The sequence below is a fragment of the Streptomyces sp. NPDC059895 genome, assembly GCF_042731035.1.
GTDB lineage: Bacteria > Actinomycetota > Actinomycetes > Streptomycetales > Streptomycetaceae > Streptomyces.
This window is the reverse complement of sequence record NZ_JBHWKO010000016.1, coordinates 35,990-54,271: the sequence shown is the minus strand read 5'-3', so window position 1 is coordinate 54,271 and position 18,282 is coordinate 35,990. Positions and strand designations below refer to the sequence as shown.

Here is an 18,282-nt window from a genome sequence, read left to right as displayed (position 1 = left end):
GGGTGCTCAGCCCGCGGGGTCGGCCGCTTTGCCGCGCACGCCGGTCAGGACGAACGCGACGACCGCCGCGGCCAGCATGCCCACGCCGCCGATCAGGGCGCAGGTGTGCAGCGCGTCCGTGAAGCCCGCGCCGTAGGCGGCGTGCGCCTGCTGGGTGGTCTCCGCGGAGTCCAGCCGCAGGAAGGCGCCGGCCTGGATGCCGGCGTGGGACACCACGCCGAGGACCTCGCCCTGATCGGCCGGGCCCAGACCGGAGTCGGCCAGATGGGCGGGGAGCGTGTCCAGGGTGCGGTGGGTGAGCACCACACCGAAGATCGCCGGTCCCAGCGCGCTGCCGATCTGCCGCAGGGCGCTGTTGGCCGCGCCCGCCGTGCCCGCCAGCCGGTGCGGCAGGCTGTCCATGGCGATCGTGGTGATCGGGGCCATGGCCAGGGCGATGCCGATCCCCAGGACCGCGATGACCAGGGCCGCCGTGCCGGTGTCGGTGGACGCCTGGAAGGACGTCACGCACAGCGCCCCGATGCCGCCGACCACGAGACCGGTGACCAGCAGCAGCCGGGGCGAGAACCGGTTCATCAGCCGGCCGACCAGCGGCCCGAGGACGACGGTGAAGCCGTTGAGGGCGATGAGCCGCACCGCGATGTCCCACGTCGACGCGTGGTGGACCAGGCCGAAGTACTCGCTCAGCGCGAACACCAGACCGACCTGCGCGAACAGGGTGACCGCCATGACCAGCGCGGTACCGGAGAACGCGGGGGAGCGGAACAGCCGCATGTCGAGCATCGGGCACGGTGAGCGCAGCTCCACCACGACGAACGCCGGGAGGGCGGACGCCGTCACCAGGAAGGCGATCACCGCCTCCGGCGACGTCCAGCCGACGCTGCCGCCCTCGATCACGCCGTACACCAGGCCCGTGATCGCGACGATCGCCAGGATCTGGCCGGGGATGTCCAGATGCCGCTCGCGGGTCGCCCGTGAGTCCTGGAGCAGGAACGCGCCGACGACGGCCGTGACCGCGCCGACGACCAGCGACGGCAGGAAGATCCAGCGCCAGGTCGCCTGCTCCACGATCAGCCCGTTGAACAGCGGGCCGAGCGTGAGGCCGAGGCCCAGGGACGCCGTCCACAGCGCGATCGCCCGCGCCCTCCTGCGCGGGTCCGGACAGACGTGGCCGATCAGTGCGAGGGTCGACGGCAGCAGCGCGGCCGTGCCCACACCGGTGAGCGCCTGCCCCACGCAGACCTGGGCGACGCCGTCGGCGGTGAGACAGACCAGGGAGCCGAGGGCGACCAGGGACACGCCGGCCACATAGGTCTTCTTGCGCCCGTACAGGTCACCGATCATTCCGCAGGTCAGCAGGAGGGCGGCGGTCGGCAGGATGAAGGCGTCGGTGATCCACTGCAGGCCGACCGTGGAGGCGTCCAGCGCCTGCTGCATCACCGGCAGCGCGACCGAGACGCCGACGACCGGCAGATAGGAGACGAACACGCCGAGGCAGGCCAGCACGATCGTGGCCCGCACATGGCGGGAGGACGTCGGAGACGGGGACGGGGACGGGGTTGCGGAAAGGGTGGTCGACATGGCACCTCACGACGTCGTGCGGGCGCCTATCGGGCACAGGGCGCGCTCGGCTCGAATCTTCATTGACGTAAGCCATTTCTGATCAGGGAATTCGCGCTTCGGACCGTATACCGGCCGACCCGCCGCCGAGATGCCGTCGGACCTGCAAACTTAGGTGAACCGGACCGGACGCCCGCCCCCGTCGGCCGGCCAGGGACCGCGACGGGCCCCCGGCCCGACCCCACGGGCGCCCGTTCACCCGCCCCCCCCGCGCCGGGCGCGCGGCGAGACGCCGCAGGCGCACCGGAGGCGGCAGAGCCACGGAAGGCACGGGCTCCGGGGGCAACGCGGCGGTGGGCGAAGGGGCGTTGTCAGTGGTCGCCGCTAGTTTCGTTCTTGTCGCGCCGCTCCGGCGGGACAGTCCCCCTGTGCTGCGCCGACACGGCGCGACACTCCCTTGTGCTGCGAAGGAGATGGTGCGCGTTGTCGGACTGGGAGAAGTCGAGCACGGCCCGGGTGGTGCCGCCCGCCCGGCCCCGCAAGCTCGCCAAGGTTCCCTTCGTCGAACTGGCCGGCGGACGCGTGCAGGGCGTGGTGTCCAGCGGCTCGGACATCGAGCGCGTCTACGTCTCGTCCGTGGCCTGCGGCACCTACGCGTTCGCGTGCAGCACCAACAACAACCGCCCCTGCGGCGGGGCCCGAGGCTCCTTCTGCAACCACATCCGCGCCCTCGTCACCGAGGCCGTCCTCCAGTACGGCGCCGAGCGCGTCGCCCGCTACCTGCGCGTCGACGCCGAAGGCGGCGCGACGGACGCCGCGGCCCTCACCGCCGCCATGACCGCCACCCGCCCCGCGCAGGCGGACGGCAAGGCCGCGGCGGCCCCCGTCTTCAGCAGGTTCCTGCGCCACCTCGCCTACCTGGAACTCGCACCCACCACCGCCCCCCTGCCGGAGATGCAGTGGTTCCCGCCCACCCGGGAAACGACGACCGGAGCACCCCCGAGCGGGCCCCGCCCCGACACGGACCAGCACACCGACATTCTCACCGCGGCCGCCGGCGGGCACACCGACCCACCCACCGCGGCCGCCGACGGTCACACCGAAGCCCTAACCGCGGCCGCCGACGGGCACACCGACCCACCCACCCCGGCCGCCGGCGGGCACACCGACGCCCTCACCGCGGCCGTCGACGGGCTCGGTGAGGCCCTGGCCGCGGTCGACGCCTTCGACCGCGCCCTCGTCGGGGGCCTGCTGCGCCCCCAGCCCGCCCGCGCCGCCGACCTGACCGCCCTCGCCCGGGCCGTCGCCGGCTCGCCGCTGGCCGCCCGGGTCGCCGAGGCGGCCGAGAAGGCGGCGGTCGGAGCGGCGAGCGAGGAGCACCTCACCGCCCTCGCCGCCGCCCGCACCGCCCTCCTGGGCGCCGCCCACGACGCGCTGACCGCCTGCCTCGACGAGACCGGCGGCCGCACCCGCGGCGAACCGACGGCCGCGGCACCCGCCGACGACCGGGCGCCCAACCTGCTGCAAGCCGCCCGGACCTGGCTCGCCGACCTCGCCCGCACCGGCTGGCAGGGCATCGACCACGAACTCGTCGGCGCGGCCGCGCCCATCGTCTCCGCGATGCTCCCCGACCCCGCGCTGCGCCGCCTGGCCACCCTGCTCGACGGCTTCGCCGCCGAACTCACCGCCTCCTGCCCCGGCACCGCCGTGGAGCGGTTCCCGGCCCGCCGCTGGGGCGATCTGTGGGCACGCGCCCTGCTCCTGACCCGGACCGGAGCCACCGCAGCCATCGCGACCGGCACCGCCACCGGCCGGCTGCTGCCCCTCGGCGTCGACCTCCACGAACACGCCACCGCGGCCCAGGCCCAGGTCCACGCGGTGTACGAACCCGCCGACGGCACCACGCCCCGCCTGGTCCGCGCGAGCGTCTCCGTGCCGAAACCGGACACCGTCGTCGCGGCGGGCGTCTGGCAGCTCCTGCGGCCCCGCCTGTCGTTGCTGGCCGCGCTCGGCGAAGGCCGGGCCATGGACCTCACCGACATGCCCCTCACCGAGGAGGGCGACCTCCTCTGGGACGACGAGCGGGCCCGCCCGGGCGAGCCGGCCGACCCCTTCGCCACCGCCCGCGTCGCCCTGCCCACGGCGACCGCCGCGACCGCCGCACCACTGGACCGGCACCCCGCCCGCCTCGCCGAACCGGTCTTCCTGGAGGGCTACGGCACCCGCGGGGACGGCGACACCCTCACCTTCGCCCTCCCCGGGCACTCCCTGGCTGTCGACACCGACCGCGTCCCGGCCGCCGGGCCGCTCACCCCCGAGGCCGTCGCGGCCTCCAGCGCCTGCATCGGCCTGCTCCGCTGGGACGACGGACGGTTCCGCCTCCAGCCGCTCGCCGTCGAGACGACCGTGCGCCGGAAGACCGTCGCCGTCCAGGCCGGCGCCTGGGCCGGCGGCACCACCGACAAGGCCGGCGCCAAGGCGGAGAAGGCCGCCACGGACGCCGTGACCGTCCTGCGGGAACGGGCGGGGAGGCTGCTGCGGAAATGAGCGAACACACCACGGACCACACCGACGTGACGGACAGCCACGACAACCGCCGCCAGGTCCTCTACTGGCGGCTGCTCGCCCGGCTCTTCGACCCCGAGGAGCAGGCCGCGCTGGAGTCCGCGAGCCTCGCCGTGGTCGAGGACATCGGCCTGCCGCCCGCACTGCTGGACCCGCAGGCCTCCGTCGACTCCGTCGTCCAGCGCCACCCCGGACTGGCCGCCGAGTTCGCCGGTCTGATGGTCCCCGGGCCCGCCGGGGACGCCCCGGACGACACGCCGGACGACGGCCCCGGCGACGGACCCGGCGACGGGCGCGACCGGGCCGCCGAGGTGCGGCGCGCGGCGCTGGTCTCCAAGGTGCTGCTCAACGTCTTCACCACGGGGAGCGGAGCGGTCACCGCCGGACAGCTGTCGCGGTGGCAGTCCGACGCCGGCTGGCTGGAGCGCGCCCTCGGCTGCTCGCCCGGCGACCTGCGCGGCGGCCGCGGACCGGGCGGCGGCCCCCGGGGAGTCTCCCCGACCGGCTCCGGCGGCAACGGCGGGACCCCCGACCTCAGCACCCTGATCCCGGCGATCGGACCGGAACTCGGCGCGCTGGAGGCCGACCTCGTCCGGCGCATGCGCCTGCGGGAGGTACTCGCCGACCCGCAGCTCGCCGCCCGGCTCACCCCGAGCATGTCGCTCATCGAGCAGCTCCTGCGCGACAAGGACAATCTCTCCGGCGTCGCCCTCGCCAACGCCAAGGCCCTCATCCGCCGCTTCGTCGACGAGGTCGCCGACGTCCTGCGCACCCAGGTCGAGAAGGCCACGGTCGGCGCGATCGACCGCTCGATCCCGCCCAAGCGCGTCTTCCGCAACCTCGATCTCGACCGCACCATCTGGAAGAACCTCACCAACTACAGCCCCGAGGAGGAACGCCTCTACGTCGACCGCCTCTACTACCGCCACACCGCCCGCAGGACGACACCCCAGCGGCTCGTCGTGGTCGTGGACCAGTCGGGCTCGATGGTCGACTCCATGGTCAACTGCACCATCCTGGCGTCGATCTTCGCCGGCCTGCCCAAGGTGGACGTGCACCTGATCGCCTACGACACCCAGGCGCTCGACCTCACCCCGTGGGTGAAGGACCCCTTCGAGACGCTGCTGCGCACCAACCTCGGCGGCGGCACCGACGGCACCGTCGCCATGGCCCTGGCCCAGCCGAAGGTCGCCGAGCCGCGCAACACCGTCGTGGTGTGGATCTCCGACTTCTACGAATCGCGGGCCCAGCCGCTGTTCGACAGCATGGCCGCGCTGCACCGCTCAGGGGTCAAGTTCATCCCCGTCGGATCGGTCACCAGCTCCGGACGCGGCAGCGTCAACCCCTGGTTCCGCGAGCGCTTCAAGGACCAGGGCACACCGGTGATCTCCGGCCACATCCGCAAGCTCGTCCAGGAACTGAAGACGTTCCTCGCCTAGTTCCCCCGGGCCCTGACCGCCCCTGCCTCCCGACCGCCCCTGCTTCCTGACCACCCTTCCTCTTGACCGCCCCTGTCTCCCGACCGCCCTGCCTTCCGCATGCCCTTTTCCCCTGACTCTCCCTCCGTTCCGAGAAAGGCACCGTGATGTCCGACCTGCTGCGCGCCCCCGCCGAGATCAAGTACGCCGAGGAACTGGACTGGCTGGAGTCGATCGACGACCACCCCAAGCCGTTCTCCTGGCGCCTGTCGCCGAAGATGGTCCGCCTGTTCGTCCTCGGCTCCGAGCGCGCCGACGGTCTCGACCGGGAGATCCCGCAGAAGTGGTTCGGGGACGCCGGTTTCGTCGAGCGTTCCATCGTCACCCTCGCCTCCGACCGCGGCCTGCTGCTCATCGGCGACCCCGGAACCGGCAAGAGCTGGCTGGCCGAGCTGCTCTCCGCGGCGATCTGCCGCAACTCCACCCAGGTGGTGCAGGGCACGGCCGGCACCACCGAGGACCACATCAAGTACTCGTGGAACGTCTCCATGGTCATCGCCAAGGGCCAGTCACGGGAGTCGATGATCCCCTCACCGATCATGACCGCCATGGAGACCGGCACGATCGGCCGCTTCGAGGAACTCACCCGCTCCACCAGCGACGTCCAGGACGCGCTGATCTCGATCCTGTCGGAGAAGTACATCTCCGTCCCCGAACTCGACAGCGACAACATCGTCTTCGCCAAGCCGGGCTTCTCCGTCATCGCCACCGCCAACAGCCGCGACCGGGGCGTCAACGACCTCTCCTCCGCGCTCAAGCGCCGCTTCAACTTCGTCCGCATCCCGGTGGTCACCGACAAGAAGAGCGAGGCGGAGATCGTCCGCTTCCGCACCGAGGAACTGCTGCGCCGCCACCGCATCGACCTGGACGTCCCGCCCACCCTGCTGGACGTGCTGCTGCGGAGCTTCGCCGACCTGCGCGCCTCCGCGGCCGCCGCCGGCAGCGACGACGAGAAACTGGAGTCCGCGCTGTCCACGGCGGAGCAGATCGGCGTCCTGGAGGACGCGGTCCTGCACAGCAACTTCTTCGGCGAACGCGCCCTGACCGCGCACACCCTCGCCTCCTCCCTGGTCGGCTCCCTGGCCCGCCGCGAACCCGAGGACCTCGCCATCCTCAACAAGTACCTGCACGGCGTCGTCGAGCCGCGCAGCAAGGAAGAGGGCGGCTCCTGGCCGGAGTTCCTCGAGGGCGGCCGCGACGCGATCGCGACCCTGTCGTGAGCGCCCCGCCCGAGGGCACGTTCACCGCCCTGCGCACCCAGCTCCAGGACGCCGCCACCGCCTTCGCCGACGGACCCGGAGCACTGGAAGGCATCCTGCGGGGCATCGTCGACGACGTCGAGCGCGCGGTGCGCGAGCCGCTGGAGATCTTCCCCGTCTGCCACCACTCACCGGCCTCCGCCCTCGCCATGGCCCGCCGGCTGCGCGAGAAACAGCCGAAGGTGATCTACCTCGAACTGTGCGAGGACATGGCGCCCCTCCTCACCGAGCTGCGCAACTGCCGCCTGCCGGTGGCCGTCCAGGCGTTCGCCAGCGAGATCGACGGCTTCCCCGCCGACTGGTCGCCGCTCTCCGTCGTCGCCCCGGTCACCGAGGCCTCGGCCGAGTACCAGGCGATCGCCTACGCCCTCGACACCCCCGGCGTCGAGCTCGTCCTCGTCGACCGGTCCTCCGACCACGTCTTCCAGTGGGAGACACCGGCCGCCCAGGAGACCGGTCCCGACGCGCCGGCCGCCGACGACGAGAGCGCCCTGCACGGCGACGCCGTCGGCGTGGAGATCGGCGACCTGCGGCCCCGCTTCACCGAACTGGAGGAGCACCTGCTGCGCCACGGCCGCGTACGGCACTGGTCGGAGTGGTGGCACCAGTACGTCGAAGTGCCGCTCGGCGACAGCGACCACCACACCTACCGGCAGGTCATGCTGCTGATCGGCAGCCTCTTCCGGCGGCTCGCCCCCGGCGACGCGCGCCGCGTGCGGGTCGACGAGGACCGCGAGCGGTACATGTGGACGCGGATGCGCGCACACCTCGCCGCCACCGGCGCCGACCCCGCCGACTGCCTCTACGTGTGCGGCGCCTTCCACGCGTCCAGCCGTGTCGAGGAGTTCGGCGTGCACGGCAGCGACACCTTCACCATCACCCCGCGCACCGCCACCACCTGGCGGTACGGCCTGATCCCGTCCAGCCACGCGGCCATCGAGGCCCAGTTCGGCCTCGCCGCCGGGTCGGTGTCCATCGCCGCGACGGAATGGGCGAAGAACCTCCGGCGCAGCGGCGTCCGGCCGTACCGCCTGGAGGGCCCGGCGGGCACGAGGAAGAGCGGCAGGACCAGGAAGACCGCCCTGCCCGGGCCGGTGCCCGCGGCGCCGGCCGACGACCGGCTCACCGGCTTCCTCCAGCGGCCGCCCGCCCTCGACCCCCTCGACGAGGCCGAACTCCTCGGCTGGTCGGTGGAGATCGTGCGGGCGGCGCGACGCAACGGCTACCTCGCCTCCACCGCCGACGCGATCGCCGTGTTCGAGACGTCGATCCTCCTGGCCGGAATGCGCGACCGCGTCAAGCCGACGCCGTACGACTTCCAGGACGCGGCCGTCACCTGCATCGAGAAGGACGCCGTGCCGGGGCGGCGGGACGTGCGCCGGCTGGTCGAGATCATGATGGGCGGCGACCGCGTCGGACAGGTCGGCTACGACGCGCTGCCACCGCTCGCCCGGGACGTGCACGACCGGCTCGCGCCGTTGAACCTCAAGCTCCAGCAGCGCGGTGTGCGGCGGGCCCTGCTGGACATCGCCGCCCGGCCCGAACTGGAACGCTGCTCCGACGTGCTGTGGATGCTGCACCGTCTGCTGCCCCCGGGCGCCGCACGGCCGATCATGGGCGACCGCAGCCTCGGCGAGCGCCCGATCCAGGAGTCCTGGGACCTGGCCCTCGGCACCCACCAGCGCGCCCTCATCGAACTCGGTTACGAGGGCGTCAGCGTCGAGCAGGTCCTGGAGCAGCGGCTGCGCCGCACGGCGTACGCGCCGCAGGCCACCGCCGCCCAGGTGCTGGAGACCGTCGAGGACGCCGTCCGCTACCTGCGCAGCCGCCGCCTCGCCGACGAGCTCGGCACCCGCGCCCTGGAGGTCCTGGCGGGCGAACGCACCGTCGACGGCGCACCGGAGGTCCTGCGCCGCATCCGCCGCCTGCTGGCCCACTACCGCACCGCCGAACCGGTGCTGCCGCCCTGGATCGAGTCCTTCGTCAAGGCCGGCTACGCGCACTACTGCACCCTGCTGCCGACGGCGTTCACCGACGAGGACGCGACGGTCCGCCAGGTCGCGGCCATGCTGGGCTTCCTCTTCAGCATGGAGGGCCTGGCCCTGTCCCTCGGCTGCGACCGGACCCAGCTCGAACTGGCCCTCGCCCAGTCCCACCCCGGGGAGCCCTCGCGGACGGCCCTGCTGTGGGCGGCGCAGACCCAGTTGGGCACGCTCTCCCGCGCCGCCCTGCGGGAACGCTGCGACGACCTGCTGGCCAACCCGCTGGTGGTGCCCGCCTACCCCCGCTACCTCAGCGGTTTCCTGCACGCCCTGGAACCGGTGCCGTCCCTCGCCGGCTTCGTCGTCGAGGCGGTGTCGAACGCCTTCGCCCGCCTCCCCGACCCGGTGCTGCTGCCCTGGCTGCCGACCCTGATCACCACCCTCCGCTCCGGCGGCGCCGAACTGGCTCCCCTGCTGATCCGGGAGGCGGGCCGGATCTTCCCGGCCCGGCTCGCGGAACTGGACGCCTGGACACCGCCGTGGCGTCTCGTGCAGGAGCCGCCGCCGAGCACGGACCCGGCACGGCCGGCCGCGGCCCGGGGCGTCGCGCTCCTCGCGGCCCGGCCGGCGACCTGCGACGCCCTCGCGGACCTGCTCGGCTGCGACGGCGTCTGGGAGAGCGTCGAACCGGCCCCACAGGGCGCCGCCCTGCTCACCCGGCACCCGCACACCGCGACCGCACTGGAGGCACTGCTGGCAGGAGCCTGAGCCGCACCGAGGACAGCCGGGCGGAGGGACGTCTGTCAATGGCAATCGGGGCGGATCAGCCCGACGAGTGATGTGCGTCCGTACGTCACGTCACACGTCCGGGTGGTCTTTGTGGCTCGCCGCGCCCGTCGCCGCATGTCCGCCGCGGTGACGGGGATGCCCCGGACAGCGCACAACGCACAGCGTGCGAGGACGAGGAGGACGCCAGTGACCGACGTCTGCTTCAGAGCCGATTTCGCTTCGTCCAGTCAGTGGGTCGCAGGCCGGTCATGGGCCTATCCCGACGGCGGGCCGACCAACCGCAACGACAACAAACTCGACCATCTGGTGTCCGACCCCGCGTACTCGCGGGGCGGCACCTTCCGCGCCACCCGTCGCGACGACGGACTGTGGGACGCCGGGCTGCTCACCACGGAGGGCAGCGAGGACGGCTTCACGGTCCGGACGGGGGACCGCCTCGACGCCCGGGTCCGGCTGCCGGTGGAGATCGGGGCCTGGCCCGCCATCTGGACCTGGCGGGACGGCGACCAGGAGATCGACGTGTTCGAGTACCACCCGGACAACCCCGACCTGCTGGAGCTCTCCAACCATGTGCGCGACGCCCACCGGTACCACCGCGACGAGGCCGTGCGCCCCGGCGGCTGGATCGACCTCAGGGTGGAGTTCGGCTCCCGCAACGTCGTGTGGAGCCTCAACGGCAGACGGGTCTTCGCCGACCACCGGGGCGTGGGGCGCGACTGGCACGCCTATCTCATCGTGAACCTGTCCGTGTGCGCCGGCCGCTACCACCCGGCGCCCGAACCGGAGGAGACGGCGATGTCCTTCGAGGTGTCGGCCCTCACCGTGCGGCGGCCGGCGCGCGCCTGAGCGGGCGCAGGGGCCCGGCCTGCCACGGCGCGGGCGTCCCCGCCACACGGGTTGGGCCGTTCGGTGGCGGATTGCCCGCGGACTCCCCCGAACGGCCCAACCCGACGGGACGCGGGGCGGCGTACGCGGTCTGCTGGAGACATGCCCGGCAGAAGGGAAGAGCCGTGTACGAGATGAAGGTGGGTCTGGCGTCGGGCGGCGGTGAGCTGGTGTGGCACGTGGTGTCCCGACACCACGACAGCAGCCTGTGCGGAACCGCTCTCCTGGCCGCAGGAGCGACGGCCGCACATGAAACCGACCGCCACTGCGCCCCTTGCATGGTCCGGTTGCAGCAACTGATGGACGCTGCCCGGGACTGACCAGCACCGCCTGACGAACACCCATGGGAGACCACAACCACCGACCACCGACCACCGACCGGACGTGGCCGTCGTCGGCCGGCCGTGCTGCACGCGGTCGGCCGACGACGGCCTCGTTCGGTCGTGGCACGCCGGCCGTCGGAAGCGACAGCCGACGACCGTCAGCCGTCGGCCGGCATCACCTTGGTCACCCGGCCCTTGGTGTCGGCCTCCAGATAACCGCTGTCGTTGTAGGCGTCGCTGAGGTAGACGGCCATGCCCGCGGGGCTGTCGAAGATCGTGTTCGGCTGCGTCACCAGCAGGTAGCGGTTCTCCGGGTCGTCCACGTTCAGCTTCTCCTCCGCCTCGGCGAGCAGCGCGGGCACCCGGTCCCAGGCGAAGCCGTCCAGACTGACGGGCTGCCGGCTGCTGGGCAGCGTGCCCTTGACGATGCCCTTCCGCACGCCCTCGCCGGGACGGTAGGTGTACGAGTCGTACTTGGTGTCGCTGCCCTCGACCATGAGATATGCCGAGACGTACTCGGGATACACGGAGAAGGAGCCGTAGCGGTCGCGGCCGGTCTCCTCCTCGAAGGCCTTGATCGCGGTACGGATGCCGTCGGGGGTCAGCATGTCGGTCGTGCCGGTCCCGGCCGCGGCACCGGTGGTCGCCTCCGTGGTCGCCGTGGCCGACGCAGTCGCCCGGTTCCCCGAGCCGGAGCCGTTCCCGCTTCCGGAATCGGCGTCCTGCCCGGACAGCGCCCACACGAGGACACCCGCGAGCAGCACTCCCGTCCCCGGCAGACCGAGGAGCAGCAGGCGCGGTCGCCGCCCGGAGCGTCGTACGGGCACGCCCACGGGCGGCGTCGGACCGGTCCAGGCAGCCGCCGGCCCGGACGGGGCGGGCCCGTCCCACGCCGCCGGGGTCGCCCGCACAGGCCCGGACGCGCCTGCCGCCGTCACCGGTTCCCCACCCGGCACCCCCTGCGGTGGGGCCAGAGGATAGGAGGTCCGGGTCTGCGGCCCCGGCTCCCGTCGCACCCGCCCCCGCGCCTCCGCCCGGCCCCGCGCCTCCGCCTCGGTGCCCTCCGGTACCCTCCCCCGCGCCTCCGCCTCGGTGCCCTCCGGTACCCGCACCCGCCCCCGTGCCGCGTCCGCCAGCATCCGCTCGAACGCGGCCGCGTCCGGCCGTGCCGAGGGATCCCGTACGAGGACCCGCGTCAGCGCGTCCGTCAGCGGCCCGGCCCGCTCCGGTCGCGGCACGTCCTCGCTGAGGACGGCGGCGAGCGTGGCCAGTGTCGTGCCACGGCGCAGGGGGTGGCGGCCCTCCACGGCCACGTACAGCATCATCGCCAGCGACCACAGGTCGGAGGCGGGTCCGCCGTCATGGCCGGACACCCGCTCCGGCGCCATGTAGTCCGGCGTGCCGATGACCGAACCGGTCGCGGTCAGGGCGGTCGCCTCGCGGATCGCCGCGATGCCGAAGTCGGTGAGGACGGGACGCCCGTCGGTGCGCAGCAGCACGTTGGCGGGTTTGACGTCGCGGTGCTGGATCCCGGCGTCGTGCGTGGCGCGCAGCGCGGCGAGGACGTCCAGGCCGATGCGTGCCGCCTCCACGGGGTCCATCGGCCCACGGGCGAGACGGTCGGCCAGCGAACCGCCGTCGACGAGCTCCATGACGATCCACGGGTAGCTTCCCTCGCCGCCGTCGACCACGTGATGGATCGTCACGACGTTGGGGTGGTCGATCCGGGCCAGCGCCCTGGCCTCCCGCAGCACCCGCTCCCGCAGCATCCGGGCCGCCCCGGGGTCGTACTCGGCCAGCCCCGGATCGGGCGGCCGGACCTCCTTGACGGCCACGCTCCGGTGCAGCACCAGGTCCATGGCCCGCCACACCGTCCCCATGCCGCCGCCACCGAGCCGTGCCCGGAGCTCGAACCGTCCGTCGACGACCCGTCTGCCGCTGTCCGCCTCACTCATGCGCCGGAGCTTAGTTGCCCGCACCGACACCCCGCCCCGGCCGGCCGGGGCGCCCGTACCCCCGCGGCGGGAGCCTCCCGCGGCGGCTCCGGCCGGGCGGAGAACGCCCACGGAGTGGCCCGACTCACATGGCACACCCGGGGCGGCACGGACACGATGGTCCCGTCACCGGGCAGGCTGAAGGGATCCACATGTTCCGCAAGGTGCTGGTCGCCAACCGTGGTGAGATCGCGATCCGGGCGTTCCGGGCCGGCTACGAGCTGGGCGCGCGCACGGTCGCCGTCTTCCCGCACGAGGACCGCAACTCGCTGCACCGGCTGAAGGCCGACGAAGCCTACGAGATCGGCGAACCGGGGCACCCCGTGCGGGCGTACCTCTCGGTCGAGGAGATCGTGGGGGCGGCGCGCCGGGCGGGCGCCGACGCCGTCTACCCGGGGTACGGGTTCCTCTCCGAGAACCCCGAACTGGCCCGCGCCTGCGAGGAGGCCGGCATCACCTTCGTCGGGCCCGACGCCCGCACCCTCGAGCTGACCGGGAACAAGGCCCGCGCGGTCGCCGCCGCCCGGGAGGCGGGCGTGCCCGTGCTGGGCTCGTCGGAGCCGTCCACCGACGTCGACGAACTGGTCCGGGCGGCCGACGGGATCGGCTTCCCCGTGTTCGTCAAGGCCGTCGCGGGCGGCGGCGGACGCGGCATGCGGCGCGTGGAGGACCCGGCGCACCTGCGCGAGGCGATCGAGGCGGCGTCCCGGGAGGCGGCGTCCGCGTTCGGCGACCCCACCGTCTTCCTGGAGAAGGCCGTCGTCGACCCCCGCCACATCGAGGTGCAGATCCTCGCCGACGGCCACGGCGACGTCATCCACCTGTTCGAACGGGACTGCTCGCTCCAGCGCCGCCACCAGAAGGTCATCGAGCTGGCCCCCGCGCCCGGCCTCGACCCGGAGCTGCGCGAGCGGATCTGCGCCGACGCCGTCGCCTTCGCCCGCCGGATCGGCTACCGCAACGCCGGCACCGTGGAGTTCCTCCTCGACCGCGACGGCCGGCACGTCTTCATCGAGATGAACCCGCGCATCCAGGTCGAGCACACGGTCACCGAGGAGGTCACCGACGTCGACCTGGTCCAGGCCCAGCTGCGCATCGCCTCCGGCGAGACCCTCGCCGACCTCGGCCTGTCGCAGGACACCGTCACCCTGCGCGGCGCGGCCCTCCAGTGCCGGATCACCACCGAGGACCCCGCCAACGGCTTCCGCCCCGACACCGGACGCATCAGCGCCTACCGTTCCCCCGGCGGCTCCGGCATCCGCCTGGACGGCGGCACCACCCACGCGGGCACGGAGATCAGCGCGCACTTCGACTCGATGCTGGTCAAACTCACCTGCCGGGGCCGTGACTTCCAGGCCGCGATCGGCCGGGCCCGGCGTGCCGTGGCCGAGTTCCGCATCCGCGGCGTCGCCACGAACATCCCGTTCCTCCAGGCCGTCCTGGACGACCCCGACTTCCAGGCCGGGCGCGTCACGACGTCGTTCATCGAGCAGCGCCCGTACCTGCTGACCGCCCGCCACTCCGCCGACCGCGGCACCAAGCTGCTCACCTACCTCGCCGACGTCACGGTGAACAAGCCGCACGGCGAGCGGCCCCAGCTCGTCGACCCCGTCACCAAGCTGCCCCCGCTGCCCGGCACCGAGCCGCCCGCGGGCTCCCGGCAGCGGCTGGTCGGCCTCGGTCCCGAGGGCTTCGCCCGGTGGCTGCGCGAGTCGCCCACCATCGGCGTCACCGACACCACCTTCCGCGACGCCCACCAGTCGCTGCTCGCCACCCGGGTGCGCACCAAGGACCTGCTGGCCGCCGCCCCCGTCGTCGCCCGCACCCTGCCCGGGCTGCTCTCCCTGGAGTGCTGGGGCGGCGCCACCTACGACGTCGCCCTGCGCTTCCTCGCCGAGGACCCGTGGGAGCGGCTGGCCGCCCTGCGCGAGGCCGTCCCCAACATCTGCCTCCAGATGCTGCTGCGCGGCCGCAACACCGTCGGCTACACCCCCTACCCGACCGAGGTCACCGACGCCTTCGTCCAGGAGGCCGCCGCCACCGGCGTCGACATCTTCCGCATCTTCGACGCGCTCAACGACGTCGGCCAGATGCGGCCCGCCATCGACGCCGTACGCGAGACCGGCACGGCGATCGCCGAGGTCGCCCTCTGCTACACCTCCGACCTGTCCGACCCGGACGAACGCCTCTACACCCTCGACTACTACCTCCGCCTCGCCGAGCAGATCGTCGAGGCCGGCGCCCACGTCCTGGCCGTCAAGGACATGGCCGGCCTGCTGCGCGCCCCCGCCGCCGCCACGCTGGTCTCCGCCCTGCGCCGCGAGTTCGACCTGCCGGTGCACCTGCACACCCACGACACCGCGGGCGGCCAGCTCGCCACCTACCTCGCCGCGATCCAGGCCGGCGTGGACGCCGTCGACGGCGCCGTGGCGTCCATGGCCGGGACGACCTCGCAGCCGTCGCTGTCGGCGCTCGTCGCCGCCACCGACCACTCCGAGCGCCCCACCGGCCTCGACCTCCAGGCCGTCGGCGACCTCGAACCGTACTGGGAGGGCGTCCGCCGGATCTACGCCCCGTTCGAGGCGGGCCTCGCCTCGCCCACCGGTCGCGTCTACCACCACGAGATCCCCGGCGGCCAGCTGTCCAACCTGCGCACCCAGGCCGTCGCGCTCGGCCTCGGCGACCGCTTCGAGGACATCGAGGCGATGTACGCGGCCGCCGACCGCATCCTCGGCCGCCTGGTCAAGGTCACCCCGTCCTCCAAGGTGGTCGGCGACCTCGCCCTGCACCTCGTGGGCGCCGGGGTGAGCCCCGAGGACTTCGAGACGGCACCGGACCGCTACGACATCCCGGACTCCGTCATCGGCTTCCTGCGCGGCGAACTCGGCACCCCGCCCGGCGGCTGGCCCGAGCCGTTCCGCACCAAGGCCCTCCAGGGCCGCGCCGGGCCCAAGCCCGTGACGGAGCTGTCCACGCAGGACCGCGAAGGCCTGGAGAAGACCCGCCGCGCCACCCTCAACCGGCTGCTGTTCCCCGGCCCGACCCGCGACTTCGACACCCACCGCCAGGCGTTCGGCGACACCAGCGTCCTGGACAGCAAGGACTTCTTCTACGGACTGCGCCCCGGGAAGGAGTACGCCGTCGACCTCGAACCCGGTGTGCGGCTGCTGATCGAGCTCCAGGCGGTCGGCGAGGCCGACGAGCGCGGCATGCGCACCGTGATGTCGTCCCTCAACGGCCAGCTGCGGCCCATCCAGGTCCGTGACAAGGCGGTCGCCTCGGACGTCCCGGTGACCGAGAAGGCCGACCGGTCCGACCCCGGCCACGTGGCCGCCCCGTTCGCGGGCGTGGTGACGCTGACGGTCGCCGAGGGCGACCGGGTGGAGGCCGGCGCCACGGTCGCCACCATCGAGGCGATGAAGATGGAGGCCACCATCACCGCCCCGCGGGCCGGCCGCGTCAGCCGACTGGCCATCAACCGGATCCAGCAGGTGGAGGGCGGTGACCTGCTCGTCGAGGTGGGCTGAGCCGGTGGAGGCGGCGGCTCACTCCCCGGCGGCGACGAACCGCGTGTCCTCGGCCTCCCCCTCTTCCCGCCCGTCGAGGTTCACCCGGACGCCGAACGGCTCGACGGCCTCCCGCGGACGCAGCGTCATCGCCTCCGACAGGTAGTGGTGGTGCGTCGGCCGACCCAGGACGCCCCGGCGTCGGCCCATGGGCGGCCTTTCTGCCAACGGCCACTGACAGCTCTGCCAACGGCCACCGACAGCCACCGCCGCCGCCCCGGTGCCGCGGGGGCGGGAGCGACCCGCACGGGACGCCCCCGTACACCGGTGTCCCGTGCCGCGCCCGCACCCACGGCCCAGGCGCACGACCTTCCGTGCACGCCAGGTCTGCCCCCGGGGCCGACTCCCTCTGCCCGTCCGTCCGGTGACGGCCGCCGCGTCCCGCGCTACCGTCCGCCCGTGAACAACAGCATCTCCCCGTGGCGGCCGGTGACGTGAACGACGAGGACACCGTCGGGACACGACCGCACGGGACGCGACCGCACCAGGTGGACACCGTGGAGGGACGGTCCGACGCGGCCGACCCGGCGCCCGACCCGGTGGCGCAGCCCCCCGCGGACCCGACGCCCGGCCCGGCCCCCGCGCCCGCCCCCGCCGACCCGGAACCGGCCGGGGCCCGCCCCCGCCGCCGCGGCCCGGGGCCCTTCACCCTGCTGGTGCTGCCGGGCCTGCTGACCCTGTCAGCGATCGCCGGCTTCCTCGCCCTGACGGGCGGCCTCCCCTCGGACTGGACCGAGGGTGAGGAGGCGGGGACGACCACCGTGAACGGCGTCGACGAGAGCTATGTGCCCTGGCTGCGCAAGGCCGCCGCGAGTTGCACGGTCGTCACCCCGTCCGTGCTCGCCGCCCAGATCGACCAGCTCTCCGGCTGGAACAACGACACCGGCGGCGCCTCCGGTGAGCAGGGCATCGCCGGGTTCACGGACGCAGAGTGGCGGACCTGGGGCAAGGACGACGACGGCAACGGCCGGTCCTCGCCCCGCGATCCGGCCGACGCTGTCATGGCCCTCGGCCGGCAGGACTGCTCCCTCGCCGGGAAGGTCACCGACCTGCGCACCGAGGGCACCGTCACCGGCGACCTCGTCGACCTGACCCTCGCGGCGTACGCGGTGGGCACCGACGCCGTGGCCGGGGCCGCGGGCGTGCCCGCCGGAGCGAAGACCTACCTCGCCGAGGTGAAGGAACTCCTCCCGCGCTACGAGGCGTTCGACCAGGAGACCTCGAGCGGCGGCGGCACGGCGGACGCCATCCTGGCCGCCCCCCTCGGCACCCTCACCGTCACCTCCCCGTACGGCTCACGCCAGCACCCCCTCACCGGCGTCACCAAGCTCCACACCGGCGTCGACTTCGCCGCGCCCCAGGGGACGCCGGTCCTCGCCGCACGCCAGGGCCAGGTGGTCTTCGCGGCCATGACCAAGGCGTACGGCAACCGTGTCGTCGTCGACCACGGCACCATCGACGGCAAACGCCTGGAGACGACGTACAGCCACCTCTCCGCCCTCGACGTCGCCGTCGGGCAGAGCGTGCAGACCGGGACCGTCCTCGGCCGGGCGGGCTCCACCGGCCTGTCCACCGGCCCGCACCTGCACTTCGAGGTGATCTACGACGGCTACTACGCCGACCCGCAGCCCTGGCTGGCCTCGGGCGGCTGAGACGACGGACCAGGCCGGTGTCGAGCGTGGGGCCTCGTGTCGAGGTGCGGGTGCACCACGGCTCGCGCGACGCCGTTGTCGCGCGCCTTGCGCGGCGCGCGTGCCTCCATCGGCTCCAGGACGAGCCGTCCTGCCTGTTGGCGGTCGGGCAGGACGCAGTGGTCGACGTCGACGCGCTCGCCTCCCGACTCGTCCCACAGCGGCCCGTGGGCGACCGCCGGTCCCCGTC

Annotated in this window: 11 protein-coding genes and 1 pseudogene; 9 read left to right on the top strand and 3 right to left on the bottom strand. The window is 73.6% G+C overall.

Going from position 1 to position 18,282, the window contains the following annotated elements:
* Positions 1-6: 6 nt before the first annotated feature.
* The gene (locus ACFV9M_RS20045) at positions 7-1,581 is read right to left on the bottom strand and encodes an MFS transporter (protein WP_385069645.1); all 1,575 of its coding nucleotides are present in this window, start codon (positions 1,579-1,581) and stop codon (positions 7-9) included.
* Positions 1,582-2,043: 462 nt separating this feature from the next.
* Between ACFV9M_RS20045 and ACFV9M_RS20040 the strand changes: the two are divergent.
* The 7 genes and pseudogenes from ACFV9M_RS20040 to ACFV9M_RS20010 all read left to right on the top strand — a co-directional run.
* Positions 2,044-2,535, top strand: a pseudogene (locus tag ACFV9M_RS20040) (hypothetical protein); the annotation flags it as partial.
* Positions 2,536-2,766: 231 nt separating this feature from the next.
* Entirely contained in the window at positions 2,767-4,107 is a 1,341-nt protein-coding gene (locus ACFV9M_RS20035) for a hypothetical protein (RefSeq protein WP_385069710.1), read from the top strand.
* A complete protein-coding gene (locus ACFV9M_RS20030) occupies positions 4,104-5,564 on the top strand; it encodes a VWA domain-containing protein (RefSeq protein WP_385069646.1) in 1,461 nt (486 codons plus the stop codon). The genes ACFV9M_RS20035 and ACFV9M_RS20030 overlap by 4 nt, the downstream gene beginning before the upstream one ends.
* A gap of 146 nt (positions 5,565-5,710) precedes the next feature.
* Positions 5,711-6,823 carry an AAA family ATPase gene (locus ACFV9M_RS20025; RefSeq protein ID WP_385069648.1) on the top strand — a complete coding sequence of 371 codons (1,113 nt, stop codon included), beginning with the start codon at positions 5,711-5,713 and terminating at the stop codon, positions 6,821-6,823.
* Positions 6,820-9,612, top strand: coding sequence for a hypothetical protein (locus ACFV9M_RS20020; protein ID WP_385069649.1), 2,793 nt, complete (start codon positions 6,820-6,822; stop codon positions 9,610-9,612). The genes ACFV9M_RS20025 and ACFV9M_RS20020 overlap by 4 nt, the downstream gene beginning before the upstream one ends.
* A gap of 156 nt (positions 9,613-9,768) precedes the next feature.
* The gene (locus tag ACFV9M_RS20015; RefSeq protein WP_385069651.1) at positions 9,769-10,479 is read left to right on the top strand and encodes a beta-glucanase; all 711 of its coding nucleotides are present in this window, start codon (positions 9,769-9,771) and stop codon (positions 10,477-10,479) included.
* A 164-nt stretch (positions 10,480-10,643) separates the two neighbouring features.
* The gene (locus tag ACFV9M_RS20010) at positions 10,644-10,838 is read left to right on the top strand and encodes a hypothetical protein (RefSeq protein ID WP_385069653.1); all 195 of its coding nucleotides are present in this window, start codon (positions 10,644-10,646) and stop codon (positions 10,836-10,838) included.
* A gap of 161 nt (positions 10,839-10,999) precedes the next feature.
* Here ACFV9M_RS20010 and ACFV9M_RS20005 read toward each other — a convergent pair whose 3' ends face one another.
* Positions 11,000-12,796 (bottom strand): protein kinase, encoded by a 1,797-nt coding sequence (locus tag ACFV9M_RS20005; protein WP_385069654.1) that lies wholly within the window; start codon positions 12,794-12,796, stop codon positions 11,000-11,002.
* A gap of 191 nt (positions 12,797-12,987) precedes the next feature.
* Here ACFV9M_RS20005 and ACFV9M_RS20000 point away from each other — a divergent pair, with 191 nt between their 5' ends.
* Complete coding sequence (locus tag ACFV9M_RS20000; RefSeq protein WP_385069655.1) at positions 12,988-16,362, top strand: pyruvate carboxylase; 3,375 nt, start codon at positions 12,988-12,990, stop codon at positions 16,360-16,362.
* An 18-nt stretch (positions 16,363-16,380) separates the two neighbouring features.
* Here ACFV9M_RS20000 and ACFV9M_RS19995 read toward each other — a convergent pair whose 3' ends face one another.
* The gene (locus tag ACFV9M_RS19995) at positions 16,381-16,551 is read right to left on the bottom strand and encodes a hypothetical protein (protein ID WP_385069657.1); all 171 of its coding nucleotides are present in this window, start codon (positions 16,549-16,551) and stop codon (positions 16,381-16,383) included.
* Between the two features lie 338 nt (positions 16,552-16,889).
* On the opposite strand from ACFV9M_RS19995, the gene ACFV9M_RS19990 reads away from it, so the two are divergent.
* Entirely contained in the window at positions 16,890-18,053 is a 1,164-nt protein-coding gene (locus ACFV9M_RS19990) for a M23 family metallopeptidase (RefSeq protein ID WP_385069711.1), read from the top strand.
* The last annotated feature ends 229 nt before the right edge of the window (positions 18,054-18,282 follow it).